Origin of the sequence: Oceanobacillus sp. CF4.6 (assembly GCF_051262635.1) — a bacterium.
Lineage (GTDB): Bacteria > Bacillota > Bacilli > Bacillales > Amphibacillaceae > Oceanobacillus.
Window position 1 is genome coordinate 14,565 of sequence record NZ_JBIMEX010000011.1, and the last position, 19,506, is coordinate 34,070.

The window sequence follows — 19,506 nt, forward strand, 5'->3', positions numbered from 1 at the left end:
AAACGGACAAATTTCGGGGAGTGACAGGCACCTAAAGGGCGATCCTAAATTAATTTTTGGATGATTTGGGTGATGTTTTGTTTTTCGATAGGTTTGAAATAGGCTTCTAAATTTTCGTGGAGTTGGGCTGATTCAGTTTGTAACCGTTCAATAATGGTCGATTCCACAGCAATACTCGTATTCCAATTATCCAAATGAAAGATCAATCCTTGGCTGTTTAAGTAATTCAAATTAATTTCTTCCTGTCCGGGTAAAGCTTCATACACAAAAATCGGGAGCCTTTTCCATAAACTTTCGCTAATGGTTACACCACCTGGTTTAGTAATAATAGCATCTGCTTGATCATATAGTGTATTCATTTCTTCTTTTGAATGGATATAGGGTAGTGCATGGATGCAAGAATGATTTCGTTGCTTAATCGATTGGTATAATTTATTATTTTTCCCGCACAGTACGTGATAGTTGATTGTTCCTGATGGTTGGAGACGGTCAAGAAGTTTCTCAATGGAACCTGCACCCATATTCCCACCACTGATTAATACAGTATATTTTTCCTTCACGATATCGGGAGGCTTGTTCGTTCTAAACACGGGATGAACTGGTATACCTGTCAAGATCGTCTGTTGTTGGTCCACACCGCGTTCAATAAGTTTACGCTGTACGTCGATGGTTGGGATAAAGTGGTAATTAATATGATCGAATCCCCATAAATCATTAATAAAATAATCCGTGTAAACATTAAGTACCTTCCCTGTCCACAGATTCCTTCTTTTTAATCGGTCCAGTAGATAGGATGGCAGGGCGTGTGTGCATATGATGAGATCGGGTTTTGTCTGGGCAATCATACGTTGAACATGCTTTAAAAATAAAAGTTCATATATGTAATAATGCTTGTTATGCTTTTCTTGTTTTACGGCCATCCGTTGATAAACATTGCTGTATAGACTAGGGAATTTTTGAATCCATTGCAGATAGAATGAGGATACAAGCTTTTCCACAGGCCCAAAGCTGTAGGACAGTAACTCCATTTTTTCGCAATGAAATTCTTCGCTAGCTTCATTTAATTGATCTTGGATGCAATCAGCAACATGATGATGTCCAGAAGGTATTTGTAATAACGGCATAAATAATATGTGGACCATTAGACTCGACTCCTTCAGGTATAGTTTGTGAAGGAATCGTTATTTCATTCGCTAAAACCTAAAACTTCCAGTAATAGATGTTCATTGTTTTGCGCAAAATAAAGGCTATCACTGGCAAGGAGAAATGGAATGAATATGAATGTAAGAAGCTATTTTTTATCGGTATGGAAGTTAATTGATCCCATTTATTATCGGCTTACTCGTTTGGAATATATTGTAAATGAGGAAGGCAAGCGGACAATCATTCGTGTGCGTCTGACGAGATACAAGGGAAGAGACTTTATATTAGCGGATGGCACCGTAATCCATAGAAATGATGTTTTATTAAAAATTCATCTGCATAATGTGAATCTTTTAAAGCAAGTGCAAGGCTATGATAGTGAGCTAAGACGTGGATTGGTTATCTATAAACGTGTTCGGGACGCGTTGCCATCTATTGCACACTATATCCGAATACATGAAAACAAGGATGAAATAAAAGGGTTAATTGGAATTACTTCCCTGTATAAAGGGTGTAAGCGATTAGGTTTTGAGACAAAGTCGATACAAAACAGCTATTATAAGTTCTTTAAAACTCTATCCTTTTTACCGATAGGCTTACTTTCCACTACTACTAAACATAGAAGTAGAACAATTCCAATGTACTTGTTTATGCCGAAAGATCAGTTACTACAGAAATACAAGCATGTCTAACTGGTAGCTTATCCATAAATTGCAAATGATTTCATCCCTCCTAGTCCTATATAATAGACACTAGGAGGGATAAAATGATATTTGCGATTATCACGATTATTCTAATTCTATTAAGCTATTTTTTATATAAAGGAAACAAAAATACGTATGCCGTTACGATAAATGATATTCATATGGAGAACGAACAACAAACGAAGAGTGATCAATCACTTCGTATTCTGCATCTATCAGATATGCATATTGAAAATATCTCCATTACTCCAGAACAGTTATTTGAGCAGTTAAAGAATGAAACAATCGATTTGATTGCATTAACAGGAGATTTTCTGGATCGAAAAAAGAGCATATCAAGACTGATTCCTTACCTAAAGGAACTTCGTAAGTTGAAACCTACGTATGGATCATATGCGGTATTTGGTAATCACGATTATGTATTGCGTTACCCGTACTTCAATCAATTAAAAGATTTGTTGAATGATTATGGATTTACAACACTGCAAAATGAAAATAAAACCATTGATATAGATGGGAAAACTGTAAATATCATTGGTATAGACGACTTTAGTACGGATCATAGTGACTTAGAGAAGTCGTATGATGGGGTTGGAACAGGGTATAATCTTGTTTTAACACATGATCCGAATATTGTGCTGCATATGACAGATTATCCTTATGACTATTTGTTATCTGGACATTTTCATGGTGGTCAAATTCACTGGCCGAAACCTTATCATTTGGCAAAAATGGGGAAACTCGTTCAAATGAATATGGTTAAAGGCTTGCAGCAATATATGGGACGCTCGTTTTATATAAGTGAAGGACTCGGTCAAACTGGAGTTAACATTCGCATCGGAAGCCGCCCGGAAATCACTTTCCACAGCTTACAGCTAAGGGAGGATAAAATAGAAGAAAGAAAAGTGGAGCTGGAAGGTTCTGCAATCATTGCCGGATAAGCATTTTATCTGGTTTTTTTGTTTTGTGATGGATAAAAAAATCGTGAATCCTAAAGAAATAGGACACACGATTAAATCGACATAATTTGACAAAAACCGGGGAGTGACAGGCACCTATTTGTATTCGTTCACTTCGAATAGGTCGATGAGTTCGATTTTCGGGTTTTTGTCTTTGAACCAGTTTAGTGCAAATTCATTTCGAAACAGTACAAGATGGTTGCCGTCGCGGTCTTTACAGAGAAGGTTTCCACCATCGAAAAGGGATTCGTCGACTTCACCTTCTTTTAACCAGCGAGGGATGCGCTCTCCAATTGGTTCGAACATTACTTCGGCATTGTACTCGTTTTGCATACGATATTTGAAAACATCGTATTGAAGATCTCCAACAGCACCCAATATAAATGAATCTGTCAGTTTGTCACGGAATAATTGAATGGCACCTTCCTGGACAAGCTGTTCGATCCCTTTTCGGAATTGCTTTGATTTCAATACGTTTTTTGCCGTTACTTTTTTGAAAACTTCCGGTGGGAATTGTGGCAATTCATCGTATTCAAATTTGTCATTGCCTTCCAGTAATGTGTCGCCAATTTGATAGGCGTTCGGGTCATATATCCCAATAATATCACCAGCATAAGCTTCATCGATTGTTTCTCTTGTAGAAGCAACCATTTGCTGAGATTGGGAAAGCTTAAAGACTTTGCCTGTTCGCGATAATTTCACACTCATTCCACGATCAAATTTTCCGGCACACACACGGATGAATGCAATTCGATCACGATGGGCAGGATTCATATTTGCTTGGATCTTAAAAATAAATCCTGAGAATTCCGGACTATCCGGCTGAATGATACCTTGTGTTGATTTTCTTGGTGTCGGTGTCGGCGCCATATTGATAAACGTATCGAAAAACAACTGAACGCCAAATGGGGCAAGGGCACTACCGAAAAATACCGGTGTTTGCTCTCCGTCTAATACAGCTTGCAATGAAAACTGATCTCCAGCTTCCTCAACCAATTCAAGCTCATCTTTTGCAGCTTCGTACGTTGGATTTGTTGTGAGATCTTGATGCTCCGACTGATTAAGCTCTTCATTCGGTATATACGTTTCTACGTCGCCTACATTATGTTTTACAAATTGTTTGCCGTATCGATCAAAAATACCGAGAAAGCCTTTTCCCATACCGGCAGGCCAGTTCATTGGGTACGTTTCAATATCAAGCACCTGCTCAATTTCTTCGAGTAATTCGAGCGGCTCTTTTCCTTCACGGTCCAATTTATTAATAAACGTAAAAATCGGAATTCCTCGCATACGACATACTTTAAATAGTTTAAGTGTCTGTGCTTCAATCCCTTTTGTGGAATCAATAATCATCACAACACTGTCCACCGCTGTCAATGTGCGGTAGGTGTCTTCACTGAAGTCTTCGTGACCAGGTGTATCGAGAATATTTACGTGATACCCATCATATGGGAAGTTCATTACACTGGATGTCACGGAAATTCCACGTTGTTTTTCGATTTCCATCCAATCCGATGTTGCAAATTTTCCTGATTTTTTCCCTTTTACGGTTCCTGCCGTACGAATTAGATTACCATACAACAACAGTTTTTCCGTCATCGTTGTTTTACCGGCATCCGGATGCGATATAATCGCAAATGTTTTTCGTTTCTGTACTTCTTCTTGTATACTCATAGAAAAAATCCCTTCTATCTGTAGTTTCTTTTTGGTCGTGTTTATATAAAATCGGGATTTTCAATTTACATTCGATTAACGCTCCTTTAGCAATTCATGTCTTTCCTTTGCTATAATATAACTGCACCACATAATACTATACTATAGTACAAAAAAATTTTCGATAAAAATTATATTTTTAGCAGATTGGAAAGGATAAAACTTCTTGTCTACATAGCATGAAAGGCATTCGCTCTATGACTTAGCAAATGTCAAGTCTCTAATAAATAAATTCCCTTTGAAAGGAGCGACTGCATTGAACACGAAACTAAATCAGAAAATTATCATGGATCGATGTGGGGCGGTTTCCTTTAAAAGAGGGGAAGCTTTTTACCGCAATAATAAAGTTACATTTGAAAGTTACAGTTCTGAACAAGTCGTGGCAACGGTTTCTGCTGCAGAGGCGTTTCATGTCACCATTAAAAAAGATAGTCGCCGAAGTGATTTACGTGCGGCATGCAGTTGTCCTACGCTTGCCTCATATAATAAAGATTGCCAACATATTGCAGCGGTATTACTTGCCATAAATGACCATCAACGGCACGGAACGGCACCGCTAGTAACTGCTGAGGTAGAGCCAGCAAATAAGCTGACACAGGGCTTGTTCACACTATTTGAGGATAAACCTGTTCGCTATAGTGGCCATCAGCTGCATTTTGAGAAAAGAACGGTATTAGATGTGGAATTTTTATGCAAACCAGTTAATACCGGGCATGAAGATTATATGTTTGGAATGGAATTAACCGTAGGAGCAACGAAAATACGGAATATCCGGGATTTTTTGAAGAAGGTTCAACAAGGTTCTCAAAGTGTTCTTACGATTACAACCACGTATGATCCAAGTCTCCATTGCTTCCAGACCGAAGCGGATGCTGTCATGCAACAGTTGATTCAAGTCGTGCAGGATGAGCAAGCATATATAGATTCTTTGCCGGAAGAACACAATTATAAGAGCAGGACTGAATTACTGTTGGTTCCGCCATCATCCTGGTTGCGAATCGAACCAAAGCTTACAAAAGCACCGTCTGTAAAGCTTTTGCATGGCGGCAATACATATAACGGACTTCAAGTAGTAGACGCAGCACTTCCATTAAGGTTTTTATTTTCCGAATATGATAAGAACGGGTATCAGTTGGAAATCAAGGGAATGCAGTCGATGCTTCTGTTGTATGCGTATCGAACAGCACTAATGGATGGAAAATTAATGATGCTGAAAGAGGAAGAAAATCAACGCCTCTATGAACTGAAGCAAATGTTGGATATCTCAGGAACGAATACTATTCCAATACCAGCAGAGCAAATGAAATTTTTTATGGAAAAAGTTGTGCCGGGTTTAAGGAAAATGGGGGATGTTCTGTTATCGACTCAAGTTACAAAAAAATTTGAAAAAACACCGCTCATAGCCAGGCTTTACCTCGACCGGGTGAAAAATCGTCTTCTCGCCGGACTGGAGTTCCAATATGAAAATGTGGTGATTAATCCCTTGGAAGAACGGGAAGTTCGTGCGGGCCGTATGATTGTAAGGGATATAGAGAAGGAGAAAGAAATTCTAAAGCTGATGGATGAAAGCTCGTTTGCGAAAACAGATGGTGGGTATTTTTTCCAAAATGAAGAACTTGAATATGAATTTCTTTATCACGTCCTTCCTAAGCTGGAGAAGCTCGTTCAATTGTATGCGACAACTGCTGTACGAAACCGGATCATCAAAAGTCCAGCCCGACCAAAAATTAAGGTGAAGCATAAGCGAGAACGAACAGACTGGCTGGAGTTTAAATTTGAAATAGAAGGTTTTCCGGAAAAGGAAATTCGTGATGTGCTTGAAGCTATTGAGCAAAAGCGGAAGTATTATCGGATGCCCAATGGTTCGCTAATGACCCTGGAGACAAGGGAGATGGAAGAGATTCGCCGTTTTCTCCTTGCTGCACCTGAACAGGATAAAGAGTTGGAGGCAGGCTTGGAGGTCCCATTAACAAAGGGATTACAGCTAATGGATTCGGTGGAAAATCCGGAGACGTTTTCTATTGAGGATTCGTTTAAGCAATTTCTGGATAAGATTCGCAATCCCGACAAATTACAATTCCAGGTTCCTGTGAGTTTGGAAACGATTTTAAGAGATTATCAGAAGCAGGGCTATCGATGGATGAAGACACTGTCAAGTTATGGTTTTGGTGGAATTTTAGCAGATGATATGGGACTTGGGAAAACCTTACAGAGCATCACTTATATCGTATCTGAACTGGCTGACATTCGGTCAAGCAAACTTCCTGTATTGATTGTTTGCCCATCATCGGTTACCTATAACTGGCTGCATGAACTGATGAAATTTGCACCAGTTATTGGGGCGGTAGTATTGGACGGGAATGTGGAAACACGGAAAAAATTGCAGCGTGACCTTTCTGAAGTGGATGTGCTGATAACTTCCTATCCATTATTACGCAGTGACATCAGATGGTATGAGAAACAGAACTTTCATACCGTGTTTTTCGATGAAGCCCAAGCATTTAAGAATCCAATGACACAAACAGCACGGGCAGTAAAAAAGGTACAGGCTGATCACCGCTTTGCGCTGACAGGGACACCGGTTGAAAATGCACTGGAAGAGCTATGGTCGATTTTTCATGTTGTTTTCCCGGAATTGTTCGGTAGCTTGAAGGATTACAGTAGATTAACGAGAAAGAAGATTTCCAGAAGGATTCGTCCTTTCATGCTGCGCCGGATGAAAGAGGATGTTGTGGGGGAACTTCCAGAAAAAATCGAGTCAATGGAATCGGTAGAACTGTTACCGGAACAGAAGACATTGTATGCAGCGTATTTGGCGAAGCTTCGTCATAAAACATTGAAGCATCTCGATAAGAATACGATTCGCAAAAATCAAATTCGAATTTTGGCAGGGCTAACAAGACTACGGCAAATTTGTTGTCACCCAGCATTGTTTGTGGATAACTATGAAGGTAGCTCCGCTAAATTTGAACAGCTATTGCGGATCCTGGAAGAAGCAAGGCTTTCAGGTCGACGTGTGCTAATATTTTCACAGTTTACAAAGATGTTGGATATTATCGGAAGAGAATTGACGCATGAGGGAAGATCCTACTTTTACTTGGACGGAAAAACACCATCCGAAGAGCGGGTCGAGACGTGCAATCGATTTAATGATGGAGAGCGCGATATCTTTCTTATTTCATTAAAAGCAGGGGGCACAGGGCTTAATCTGACTGGCGCAGACACCGTTATTTTATATGATTTATGGTGGAACCCAGCAGTCGAGGAACAAGCAGCTGACCGTGCACACCGGATTGGACAAAAAAACACCGTCCAAGTCATAAAACTTCTCGCCAAGGGAACGATTGAGGATAAGATGAACGAACTACAAGAGAAAAAACGTAATCTTATCGAAGAAATCATCAACCCCGATGAATCAACAACAACGACCTTAACCGAAGAAGACATAAGGGAAATACTAAACATCTAGGTGTCATTTAGGTGCCTGTCACTCCCCGAAATTGCTCGAAATATGTCGAAAACCGAACCGTGGCAGGCACTGTTTTTTCGAATACTTTTAACTTTATCAGGTTTACTTCTAGTTGCGACAGACGTAGTCATATACTAACCTTGAATATATTCGAAACGATTCTAAAGCAGATCGACCAGATTATTTAACACGACTTATGTAGTTGAAAGCGGTTTCTGAAAATCTATGAATCATCTAATCTTAAATGTATACTAGGGTAGAAAGAGTAGGAGAGAGGTTAAAACATCTCTCCACCTTATCAGTAAACTTTTTAAGGAGGATCATTTATGACAACTTCCAGGTCAAACGAAATTATCGAACAGACGGACCACTACGGTGCACATAACTATCATCCCCTACCAATTGTTATTTCTGAAGCGAAAGGCGTATGGGTAAAAGATCCAGAAGGGAATACGTACATGGATATGTTAAGTGCCTATTCTGCTCTAAACCAAGGTCATCGTCATCCTAAGATTATTGAAGCATTAAAAAACCAGGCGGATAAAGTAACACTTACTTCCCGTGCATTTCATAATGAATTATTAGGACCATGGACAAAACGTGTTGCGGAGTTAACTGGAAAAGATAAAGTGCTGCCAATGAACACAGGGGTCGAAGCAGTTGAAACTGCTATTAAAGCTGCTCGTCGTTGGGCTTATGAAGTAAAAGGTGTGGAAGATAATAAAGCAGAAGTTATTGCTGCAAAAGGGAACTTTCACGGTCGTTCCATCAATTCAGTATCCTTATCAGATGATCCTAGTGCGACAAAAAATTATGGGCCGTTCGTGCCAGGTATTAAAAAGATTGAATTCGGAAATGCAGAAGCAGTCCGTGCGGCAATTACCCCGAATACTGCAGCAGTTATTGTGGAGCCAATCCAAGGAGAAGCAGGTATCATTATTCCACCAAAAGGTTATTTAAAGGCTGTTCGTGATATCTGTTCTGAAAATAATGTTTTATTCATTGCTGATGAAGTGCAAACCGGTTTTGCACGTACCGGTAAAATGTTTGCCTGTGAATGGGAAGATGTTGTCCCGGATATTTATGTGATGGGTAAAGCCCTAGGTGGCGGTATCTTTCCAGTATCTGCAATTGCAGCTAATAAAGAAGTGATGGACGTCTTCACACCAGGGTCACATGGTTCAACATTCGGGGGTAACCCATTGGCGTGTGCCGTATCCTTGGCAGCAATTGAGGTTATCGAGGAAGAAAACTTAGTTGAAAAATCACTTCAATTAGGTGACTATTTTGCAACAGCATTGCGAGCAATCAATCATCCAGGTTTGAAAGAAGTTCGTGGCCGTGGGTTGTTTATCGGTGTGGAATTTGACAAACCGGTTCGTTCGTATTGTGAACAATTACTGGAGGAAGGTGTATTGTGTAAAGAAACGCATGAGAACACGATTCGTTTTGCACCACCACTTGTAATCAAACAGGAAGATCTGGACTGGGCGATTGAAAAAATCTCGAAAGTTTTATCAAAATAACTGTATACGGTGCCTGTCACTTCCCGATTTATGTCACAATATGTCGAAAGCCGAACAGTGCCTGGCACTGTTCGGCTTTTTGCTTTCATATTCACGATAGACTATACTGAAAAAATAATATTCAAATAACTGTTGGTAATTTGAGGAAGGAATAGGGAATACATATGAAAATGTTATTTATGCTGCGGGATCCATTTATTAAAGCAGAACCAAAATTTCTAGATGACATGAGAACACTGGGGGAGGTAAAGGTTATCCTGACAGACCAGGGAATTGAGAAGGAGGAATTAAAAAGAGAAGTTGCGGATATGGACGTCATAGTTGTAGCTGTTGTTAAAATTGATAAAGAAATCATTGATGCAGCACCAAATTTAAAATACATTATGAAGTTTGGTTCGGGCTATGACAATATTGATCATCTCTATGCGCGAGAAAAAGGGATACCAGTCACAAATATTCCAGGTCAGAATACAGAAGCTGTAGCAGACCATGCTTTTGGTCTTATGATTGCTGCTGCAAGGCATATTACTCAAAAAAATCAGGAAATGAAAGCTGGCCATTGGGAAAATACAATAGGCTATGAAATTTTTAAAAAGCGTATCGGTATCATTGGTTTTGGTAATATCGGCAAAGCTCTTGCAAGACGTGCATCGGGATTTAACATGGAAATAAACACCTATGGCAATCATAAAGACTATGAAACTGCTGAGAAACTACAGGTTAATTTTGTCGAACTGGATGAGCTTTTATCCACTTCTGATGTGATTGTTATTTGTACGAATTACAATGAAAAAACCCGCAAAATGATCAATAAAGATACATTAGGTATGATGAAACCGACGGCAATTCTTATCAATATATCACGTGGTGGATTAGTTGATGAAGATGCATTGATCGAAGCATTGAAAAAAGGCCAAATTAGTGCTGCGGGCCTTGATGTGTTTGCAGATGAACCTACGAAAAGTGAACTGGCTACACTGCCAAATGTCATCGCAACGCCGCATATAGGAGCTGCTACCTATGAAGCGGTTGATCGAATGGGTGAAGGAGCGTTTGAAAATCTTAAAAGGTTTGCAGCTGGCGATGAATTGGAGAACCTCGTAAACTGAGCAATCGGCAGTAAGTGCCTGTCACTCCCCGAATTATGTCGAATTATATTCACGGATATCCGGTTGGGAATTAAACATTATATTGTAATATAAAAACAGTTCCGCGAAGGTAATAAGAACCATCGCGGAACTGTTTTTCTGCTTATAAGCGGAATTGATAAATCGACAAATTTCTCCAAAAATCGGGGAGTGACAGGCACTGTTTGGTTTAGTTTTGTTCTGCGATTGATTTGCTGGCTAATTGCATAATTGTCATGTCATCCATGGGTGGGTTGTGGAGTCCTGCGCGTACATCACGATAGTAACGCTGCAATGGATTTTTAGCTGACAAACTGCGGGCACCGGTGATTCGCATTGCTAGATCAATCACTTCAATCGCTTTATTAACGACAGATAATTTAACTGCGCCGAGTTCTGGCCCCATCGCATCTCTAGTAGCTGCATCACTTTCATCCCATTTCCTAGCAACACCATAAAGGAAATGCCGGGACTCCATCATCTTCAGCTCCATCTCACCGAGCTTTTGTTTCACATTCGGTAAATCGGAGATCGTGCCTTCAATACTGTTTGGAGAATAGCTGGCAGCAAATTGAATTGCGTATTCCTGTGCAGCGCTGGCAATTCCGAGATAACATGCCGGTATATGCAGCAACCAGCCAGTAGCCTTCTTTTTACCAGGTGTTAAACGTTCTACGAGATCATCTTTTTTTACATTTACATTTTCCAATACGAGATCATGACTACCAGTACCCTTCATTGCAATCGAATCCCATGTTTCATCAACCCTGACACCATCTCGCGTTCGCTTAACCAAAAAATTCCCAACTTGGTCAGTGCCGTCAATAGTTGCACTTACGACGAAATAATCAAGAATAGGTGAGAGGGTGGTGAATGTTTTTCTACCATTAATTACCCATCCATCATTGACTTCTTTTGCAAAGGTTTCCGGTTTGCCACCACGAGTGGGGCTTCCAGCAGCAGGCTCTGAGGCAGCATTATTTAGGAGCGCCCCTGTTTGGGCGACATCACGGGCAATTGCTTCATACGTTTCCTTCTGCCAGATTTGATTTTCTCCAAGATGTTTCATGATTCCCATATGCCATCCAATCGAAAGTGCTGTTGAACCATCCGCCTTTCCGATAATTTCCTGAAATTGAAGCATATCCAATAATGAAATTCCAGCGCCACCATATTCTTTTGGCACCGTTAATGCCGGGTAACCGATTCCTTTTAAGTCCTCGAAATTTTCAAAAGGAAATGAGCCATCTTCATCGTGCTGCCGTGCACGACTTGCAAAGGCTTCTACCGTTTTTATTAAAAGGCTTACTTGTTCTTCCTTCATTTCTAACTCTGTTAATTTCATTAGGAACCTCCTACGTTTGATTTCATTAATCATATCAATAAAGTTGGATTTATACGCTTATTATTTCATTAAACAAGGATAGTTTCAATTGGAATCGCTTAACACCATTCGACAAATATCGGGGAGTGACAGGCACTATTGTGTTTAATATTTCGAAATGTTTGTAAAAAGGCAGCGCTTACAGTATGCTGTTGGTAGTTACAAAAGGACAGTTAATTACTAAAAGGAGGAGATTTAAATGGAAGATAAAGTAGTATTGATCACTGGTGGAGCTGGTGGTATTGGACAAGCAACGGCACAGCTTTTTTTAAATAATGGCGCAAAAGTAGTGTTGATTGATATTAATCAGGAAGCCCTTGATAAAGCAAAGACTTCTTTGAAAGCTGATAGTAATAAGATTATGACTCTTAAAGCGAATGTAACAGATGAAGAAGATGTTAAAAACTATGTGCGACAAACTGTGGAAGCCTTTGGAAAAATTGATGTTTTCTTCAACAATGCAGGAATCAATGGACCATTTACACAGATTAAGGATTTGGAAAAAGAAAAATTTGAACAAATTCTTAGTATTAACGTAACTGGCGTATTTCTAGGACTAAAACATGTAATAAAACAGATGGAGATCCAAGGCTATGGCAGCATCATTAATACCGCATCAAATGCAGCATATATTGGTTCAGCTGGTATGGCTGGATATATTGCTTCCAAGCATGCGGTAGCAGGAATAACAAAAACTGCTGCACTTGAAGCAGCTTCGAGTGGAATTCGTGTCAATGCTGTTGCACCAGCAGCGATTGACACACAGATGCTTGCAGATATTCAGAACAATATTACACCAGGTGAGCCAGAAACTTCAGGAGAAGCAATCAAACAGGGAATACCAGTTGGACGCTTCGGTTCGCCAAATGAAGTTGCTCAAGTTGTACTGTTCCTTGCATCTGATAATGCATCGTTCGTGAATGGCTCCTTGTATAATGTTGATGGAGGCATGCAGGCAGATTAATAGATTATCACAAATAAAAGAGATGAAATCACATGGCTGTGGTTTCATCTCTTTTCGATATAACTGAATTTTTTGAAGAGAGGATAATCTGTCTATCATTCGACAAATTTCACCAAATTCCGGGGAGTGACAGGCACTGTTCGGTTTTTGGGGATGGCGGTTTAGATGAGGATGCCGGCTTTTTTTAAGTCGGCACAGGCTGCTTCAATTTTGTCGGTAGCGTCGGCTTCAATGGTGTGCAGATGTACACCGTCTGTTAGGGATGATAAATAGGAGGCACCAGCTGTGTGAATTTTCTCGACGAATTGGTCCGCTTCTCTTCGGTTGCTGACCCGAATCGATGCAGTCAAATCACCGTAGACAGCATGCTCAACCTTAACATCCTTAATCGTAACGCCATGGTCGACGATGAGATAGAGTTCATCCAGCGTTTGTTCGTCACCATGTTTACAGGCGATTACCTTCTGTTCTAAAGAATCATTTTTATCATCGTTTAAATAAAGGTACCCCTGGCTTGTTGCGATGATCGGCTCATTTTTTGCTTTTAAAATGGAAACGTCTTGAACGATCACCTGTCTGGAGACATTGGTTTCTTTGGCGAAATCACTGCCGCTGATTGGCTTTTTTGCTTCTTTCAGCTTGGTTATAATCAGTTGCTGTCTATTAGCAGAAGACATTTTCTTCTCCGTTTTCATATAGAAACCACCTCAATAAAATTTTCACGTGATGCGAATCGTTTTGCTTTCACCATAGCATAAATACGCAACACGTCAATGATAGCAGGTATCCGTTTGTAAAGGACCCTACATACGAAATTTAATACTTGATAATATATTAATTCTATGTAAATATAGATGTCAAGACAGGTGACTTACCAAATTAGAATTCTTTAACTTTACCACTAGATACATAGAAAAAATAAGGCCTATATGATTAAAAATAAACAAGCGTACCTTCATACCCTTAATGTGAAAAACATCACAATCACAATTACATAAAAGGAGAAATAAACATGAACATATTAAAACTGCGCAAAGCACTCGAGTCTTTTTTATTAGAAGATATCGGTGATCAGGATATAACGAGCGAGGCGATTTTTCCGGAAACTCAAACAGGAAAAGGGGTATTCATCGCCAAAGAGACAGGGACATTATCCGGCTTAGCCATTATAAAAGAAGCATACCATCTGATCGAACCACAAATGGAAATCAAGCTTCATTTTAAAGACGGTGAGAAGGTTCAACCGCTCGATACCATTGCAGAAGTATATGGCCCTGTTCGCCATTTGTTAACGGGAGAACGGGTCATCTTAAATTTGCTACAACGAATGAGTGGAATTGCAACGATGACGAATCAAGCAATCGAAACATTGAATGATTCAACGATACATCTTTGTGATACTAGAAAAACAATGCCAGGTTTGCGCATGCTGGATAAATATGCGGTCATCACTGGTGGAGGAAAAAATCATCGCAATGGATTATATGACGGTGTGATGATTAAGGATAATCATATTTCATATTGTGGATCAATAACGAAAGCAGTTGAAAAAGCACGAGCAGCAGTTGGTCATATGGTAAAAATCGAAGTCGAAACGGAAAACAAGGAAGAAGTAATGGAAGCGATAGCTGCAGGCGCAGACGTTATTATGTTCGATAATCGCAGTCCAGAAGAAGTTAAGGAATTTGCAGCAATGGTCCCAAGCACCATTGTCACGGAAGCTTCAGGTGGGATTATGATGGAAAAACTAGCAACTTATGCAAATACCGGTGTTCATTATATTTCATTAGGAGCATTAACGCATTCGGTGAAGGCATTAGATATTAGTTTGCAAGTTCAAGAGGGAAAGAAAAAGTAACTTATCGCAGTAATGAGTAGGGGGGAGAAATTCGTGAATAAAAATAGATACATGGCTATAGCTATCATGCTCGGAATTGTTTTCTTGGCAGCTTGCGGAAGTGAATCTGTTTCAAATACGAACGGTTCAAAGGATTCCATCGAAACAACGATCATTGGTGGACGTACTGGTGGAGCCTGGTCTGTATTTGCAGAGGGGATTGCTGAATCCATCCGCCGGGAAAACGATGGTGCTATTGTTACAGTGGAGCCGGGCAGCATTGTGGAAAACCCACCAGCTGTCGGAACGGCTGTCGTGCCATATGGCTTGTCCTATGCGATGACTTCCTATGCCGCATACAGCGGAGAGGAACCATATTCAGAGGCTTACACCAATCTTCGGGCTGTAAGTGTTGTCATACCATCTAACTATTATCAATTCATTGTTACCGCAGATACACCGTATGAATCGATTGCTGAAATTGCCCGACAGCAAGCACCGATTCGATTAGCGGTCGATCAACAAGGCTCAGCAGGGGAAATTATAACGCGAGCAATTTTACAGGAATATGGAGTTACCTATGAAGATATCCATTCCTGGGGAGGATCGATAGATTATTTATCCGGATCGAAAACATTTGAAATGATGGCAGATCATCGAATGGATGCAACCGGTGATGCAGTATCAGCACCGTCCGGAGATATAATTGAGGCTTCCACTACGATGAAGTTGAAAATGCTCGCACTGGATCAGGAAACGATTCAGGCAGTATCGGAAGAACTAGGTATGGAATCTGGCACCATTAAAGCTAACACATATGCTTTTATGGAAGAGGATATCGACACAATAAGTACACCGGCTATCCTTATCACCCATAAAGATGTCCCAGAGGATGAAGTCTATCAAATGACGAAATCGATTTATGAAAATATGGATTATCTTGGAAATGTGCATGAGGAATTCAAAAATTTAACAGAAGAGAAGATGATGGATGTTGGCAATGTTCCCCTACATCCGGGCGCTGAAAAATTTTTCCGGGAAAAGGGATTGCTGGAATAACTTTTCCAAAAAGGAGTCGTAGCACAGTGGACATCAAGACATTTTTAACCGGCTGGTTTGTGGAAGGGTATAAACGCAACCTATCAAGCAATCCTATGAAAATCTTTTCCATAATCGCATGCATTTTATCGGTATACCAGATTTGGTCTGTCGTTTGGGGGAATTTGGATCCACTTAATCAAATGGCGATCCATCTTGCTTTCATCCTGGCACTTACTTTTTTGCTTTATGGCTATTCGAAAAAGGATGGTATAAAAAGGCAGGCACCTAGCGTAATGGATTATCTTTTCGTACTGTTGTCTCTTGGCGCAGGAATTTATTTTACGATACATGCAGAACGAATTGCAACGAGGATTCCAATTATGAATCCGTTAAATGGACTGGACATCTTTTTCGGGCTCGTGTTTGTGCTGTTAACGATTGAAGCGGCGCGCAGAACAATTGGTTTTCCAATTATAGTCATTGTATTTATTGGGGCAGCTTATGCTCTTGGCGGTCATCATTTAACTGGTCTGCTAAGTCATAGGGAACTGTCTGTCGTTGAATTCATTGATGAACTGACCTATAGCTTTAATGGGCTATGGGGGTCTCCAATTTCCGTAGCTGCAACGTTTGTATTCATGTTCATGTTATTCGGGTCCTTTTTGCAAAAATCAGGTGCAGGAGAATTTTTCTTTAACATTTCTTCGGCAATCGCAGGAAGAACGCGAGGGGGATCTGCCAAAGTTGCTGTGCTTACGAGTGCATTTTTCGGCTCGATTTCAGGAAGTCCAACAGCAAATGTTGTGACAACCGGACATTTTACCATTCCGGTTAGTAAAAAATCTGGATATCCGCCAACAATTGCAGCTGCAGTGGAAGCAGCTGCGTCTACGGGAGGAAGCATTTTGCCGCCAATTATGGGCTCATCTGCTTTCTTAATGGCTGCTGTTACCCAAATGTCGTACGGGTCAATTGTGATTGCTGCGCTTATCCCAGGTGTTTTATACTATGTCTCTTTGCTTGCAATGGTCCATTTTGAAGCAATGCGTCTAGACTTACCACGGCCGGCCAAAGCCGATGTTCCTAAGTTAACGAAAGTTTTGAAGAAAGGTTGGTTTTATTTTATTCCAATCACCGTTCTGATATTTTTCTTGATGCAAGGTTACAGTGCTTCCAGAACAGGGTTTTATGGAATTTTAGCTGTTATAGTTGTCAGCTGGTTCCGTAAAGAAAATCGGATGGGTATGACGAAAATAGTTGCCTCCATGGTAGATGGGGCTAAATCCTCTATATCAGTTACAACAGCATGTGGGGCAGCTGGGCTTGTCATTGCAGGAATCATGACGACCGGACTTGGAGGGAAATTAACGAGTATTGTACTTGGATTAACGGATGGTTTACTATTTCCAACATTACTATTGGTGATGCTAATCTGTATTATCCTTGGAATGGGCATGCCAGTGGCAGCAGCGTATATCTTAACCGCCATGCTTGCTGCACCTGCGCTGATTGAATTAGGTGTAACGACAATGGCAGCTCATTTATTTATTGTTTATTTTTCCATCTTTTCAGCGATTACACCGCCTGTTGCAGTGGCCGCCTATGCAGCAGCCGGAATTGCAGATGCGAATCCGAACCGAGTGGGAATGGAAGCTTTAAAACTGGGTATTGTAGGGTTCGTCGTTCCATTTATGTTTGTCCTAGATCCAGCGCTCCTGATGGATGGCACTGTGGTTGAGGTTCTTTTAGCATTCCTGACAGCAACCATCGGCGTGATCGCACTTGGTGCTGGTGCAATTGGATGGTTACGTACGAGAACGACGATTCCAGAACGCATATTGCTAATCACAAGCGGAGCATTGTCCATGTATGCGAGCCTTCTAACAAGTGGAGTCGGATTAGCAATTATTGTCCTCGTATTCTTCATGCAACATAGAAGAAAAACAGCACTAAGTATCGCATAGCAATCAGTGCCTGTCACTCCCCGAATATTGTCAAATATTGTCGAAAACCGAACAGTGCCTGGCACTGTTCGGTTTTTAGGGTTATATGTTAAAATGGACGTAAGGTAATTATTTTAGCATTGCATAAGTGCGGGCTTTGCGTATACGCCTAAAGGCTTTTCGTATGCTTAGTTTTCTAAGAAATGTGGGTGTTAGTTATGGAAGTAAACGCATTTAAAAAGGTCGTTGAAGCCAGTTACTTAACGGCTGAAAAGGCAAGTACATATCGAGTGATATTGCGATATTTTTATATAGAACACGAACGGATGCGGGAATTTCTTTTTCCGGAAGAAATTTATGCCCATATCCAGGAACAATCCGGTTTTTCAACCTATACAGAAGAACAATTACAGCAAGATCTGGATCAGTTAGTAAAATGGAACAACCTTGTTGCCACACAGGAAATGGGAAGAGCGCGCTCCATTGAGGAGAATATGAATCCATTGGCAGAGTAGGTGGAACAATTCCTGTTCAGCTTTTTACAAGAGATGATTTAGAAACGATTGGTAGTTTCTTCGGTATGTCTGCGGTGCAACTGGAGACAAAGGGCAAAATAGCCTTGATCGATTTTGAAAAGCAATTACAAGAGACACGTTTTGATGGGCTCAATCTGAAGGAGTTGCTTGATGCATATTTTGGTGAGACCATCCGCTCGAAAAAAGAAGTAAAGCAGGAACGGGAAAACAATGTAGCAGATCTTTTTAATGGATTAATTGTACGTCATCCGAAAATTGCATTTTGGTTGGAATATGTGAAAAGAATGCCAGGTGATAGCAGATGGATCATTCGATTAGCGGAAACCAAGCAAGTGTTATTTTCTGATATGGTAGCTCATTTGGAAAAAGCCTACGTTGGATTGCCACGCAATCAAGGAAAGCTTTTCCTACATCTTCTTTCCTATCAAATGGAGGAAGCTGATAAGGGGATGCCGGCAGATACCGAATCGATCAATGAATTGCTGACATATCATAATATTTACCGTGATGATTTACTTAATTTCGTCACATGCACAGGATTTTTGGCAGAAGATAAACTGGGGAAGATCCATCCCGTGTGGCAAGCAGCAGTGGAGATGGAGACGGTGTTGAATGTTCCATTACGTGAGCTCGTTACAATTGGTCGCGTTTATCCCGTCCGTGGAAAAGATGTATGGGTTGTTGAGAATTCGGGTGTCTGCTCGAGTATTTTGGACATGAAACCGAACACACCAATCATTTCGACGAATGGCCAGTTTAAATTAGCTGCACTCGTATTGATGGATCGGTTGGTGAAGGAAGGCTGCACGTTACATTACTCTGGCGACTTTGATCCTGAAGGTCTTGCCATGGCACAACGGTTGCTGGATCGCTATCCGCAACATGTGGAGTTATGGCATATGACAAGGGAAGATTATATAAAAACAAATCCAACGAACCCCTTAAATGGGGAAAGGTTAGCAAAATTGAACGGGATCAACGACCCAAATTTACGGCAAATAGCCGAAGAAATCGGGCACCAGCAAACAGCAGGCTATCAGGAAGCACTCGTAAATGAAATGATGAAAGACCTATAGTCAAATATTATCGAAAACCGAACAGTGAGAGACACTGTTCGGTTTTCGTTATTTGGGGCGGTTAGTTGGATACTTTTTGTTATC

At 40.5% G+C, this 19,506-nt stretch carries 14 protein-coding genes and 1 pseudogene; 11 read left to right on the plus strand and 4 right to left on the minus strand.

What is annotated here, in order from left to right; all coding sequences use genetic code 11:
- Positions 1-44: 44 nt before the first annotated feature.
- Positions 45-1,142, minus strand: coding sequence for an MGDG synthase family glycosyltransferase (locus tag ACHABU_RS15455; protein WP_435765834.1), 1,098 nt, complete (start codon positions 1,140-1,142; stop codon positions 45-47).
- A 129-nt stretch (positions 1,143-1,271) separates the two neighbouring features.
- Here ACHABU_RS15455 and ACHABU_RS15460 point away from each other — a divergent pair, with 129 nt between their 5' ends.
- Together ACHABU_RS15460 and ACHABU_RS15465 are read left to right on the plus strand one after the other, a co-directional pair.
- The gene (locus ACHABU_RS15460; RefSeq protein ID WP_435765835.1) at positions 1,272-1,835 is read left to right on the plus strand and encodes a YkoP family protein; all 564 of its coding nucleotides are present in this window, start codon (positions 1,272-1,274) and stop codon (positions 1,833-1,835) included.
- Positions 1,836-1,909: 74 nt separating this feature from the next.
- A complete protein-coding gene (locus ACHABU_RS15465) occupies positions 1,910-2,788 on the plus strand; it encodes a metallophosphoesterase (RefSeq protein ID WP_435765836.1) in 879 nt (292 codons plus the stop codon).
- 114 nt (positions 2,789-2,902) lie between these two features.
- Here the strand turns inward: ACHABU_RS15465 and ACHABU_RS15470 are convergent, their stop codons facing one another.
- A complete protein-coding gene (locus ACHABU_RS15470) occupies positions 2,903-4,480 on the minus strand; it encodes a peptide chain release factor 3 (protein WP_435765837.1) in 1,578 nt (525 codons plus the stop codon).
- Between the two features lie 295 nt (positions 4,481-4,775).
- Here ACHABU_RS15470 and ACHABU_RS15475 point away from each other — a divergent pair, with 295 nt between their 5' ends.
- The 3 genes from ACHABU_RS15475 to ACHABU_RS15485 all read left to right on the plus strand — a co-directional run bounded on the left by ACHABU_RS15475 (position 4,776) and on the right by ACHABU_RS15485 (position 10,623).
- Complete coding sequence (locus ACHABU_RS15475; RefSeq protein WP_435765838.1) at positions 4,776-7,988, plus strand: SNF2 helicase associated domain-containing protein; 3,213 nt, start codon at positions 4,776-4,778, stop codon at positions 7,986-7,988.
- A gap of 326 nt (positions 7,989-8,314) precedes the next feature.
- On the plus strand, positions 8,315-9,514 hold the full coding sequence (locus ACHABU_RS15480) for an ornithine--oxo-acid transaminase (RefSeq protein WP_435765839.1): 1,200 nt from the start codon (positions 8,315-8,317) through the stop codon (positions 9,512-9,514).
- A gap of 164 nt (positions 9,515-9,678) precedes the next feature.
- Positions 9,679-10,623, plus strand: a complete 945-nt coding sequence (locus tag ACHABU_RS15485; RefSeq protein ID WP_435765840.1) for a 2-hydroxyacid dehydrogenase — start codon at positions 9,679-9,681, stop codon at positions 10,621-10,623.
- Between the two features lie 208 nt (positions 10,624-10,831).
- Here the strand turns inward: ACHABU_RS15485 and ACHABU_RS15490 are convergent, their stop codons facing one another.
- A complete protein-coding gene (locus ACHABU_RS15490; RefSeq protein WP_435765841.1) occupies positions 10,832-11,986 on the minus strand; it encodes an acyl-CoA dehydrogenase family protein in 1,155 nt (384 codons plus the stop codon).
- Between the two features lie 238 nt (positions 11,987-12,224).
- On the opposite strand from ACHABU_RS15490, the gene ACHABU_RS15495 reads away from it, so the two are divergent.
- A complete protein-coding gene (locus ACHABU_RS15495) occupies positions 12,225-12,989 on the plus strand; it encodes an SDR family NAD(P)-dependent oxidoreductase (RefSeq protein ID WP_435765842.1) in 765 nt (254 codons plus the stop codon).
- A gap of 161 nt (positions 12,990-13,150) precedes the next feature.
- On the opposite strand, the gene ACHABU_RS15500 is transcribed toward ACHABU_RS15495, so the two are convergent.
- A complete protein-coding gene (locus ACHABU_RS15500) occupies positions 13,151-13,684 on the minus strand; it encodes a transcription repressor NadR (protein ID WP_435765843.1) in 534 nt (177 codons plus the stop codon).
- Positions 13,685-14,001: 317 nt separating this feature from the next.
- Here ACHABU_RS15500 and nadC point away from each other — a divergent pair, with 317 nt between their 5' ends.
- From nadC to ACHABU_RS15525, 5 genes and pseudogenes are all read left to right on the plus strand, one after another.
- Complete coding sequence (gene nadC / locus ACHABU_RS15505) at positions 14,002-14,847, plus strand: carboxylating nicotinate-nucleotide diphosphorylase (protein WP_435765844.1); 846 nt, start codon at positions 14,002-14,004, stop codon at positions 14,845-14,847.
- 33 nt (positions 14,848-14,880) lie between these two features.
- Positions 14,881-15,885 (plus strand): TAXI family TRAP transporter solute-binding subunit, encoded by a 1,005-nt coding sequence (locus tag ACHABU_RS15510; protein WP_435765845.1) that lies wholly within the window; start codon positions 14,881-14,883, stop codon positions 15,883-15,885.
- Between the two features lie 26 nt (positions 15,886-15,911).
- The gene (locus ACHABU_RS15515) at positions 15,912-17,831 is read left to right on the plus strand and encodes a TRAP transporter permease (RefSeq protein WP_435765846.1); all 1,920 of its coding nucleotides are present in this window, start codon (positions 15,912-15,914) and stop codon (positions 17,829-17,831) included.
- A gap of 197 nt (positions 17,832-18,028) precedes the next feature.
- Positions 18,029-18,301 (plus strand): annotated as a pseudogene (locus ACHABU_RS15520) (DUF2397 family protein); the annotation flags it as partial.
- Positions 18,302-18,372: 71 nt separating this feature from the next.
- Positions 18,373-19,422, plus strand: a complete 1,050-nt coding sequence (locus tag ACHABU_RS15525; RefSeq protein ID WP_435765940.1) for a DUF2399 domain-containing protein — start codon at positions 18,373-18,375, stop codon at positions 19,420-19,422.
- Positions 19,423-19,506 lie beyond the last annotated feature (84 nt).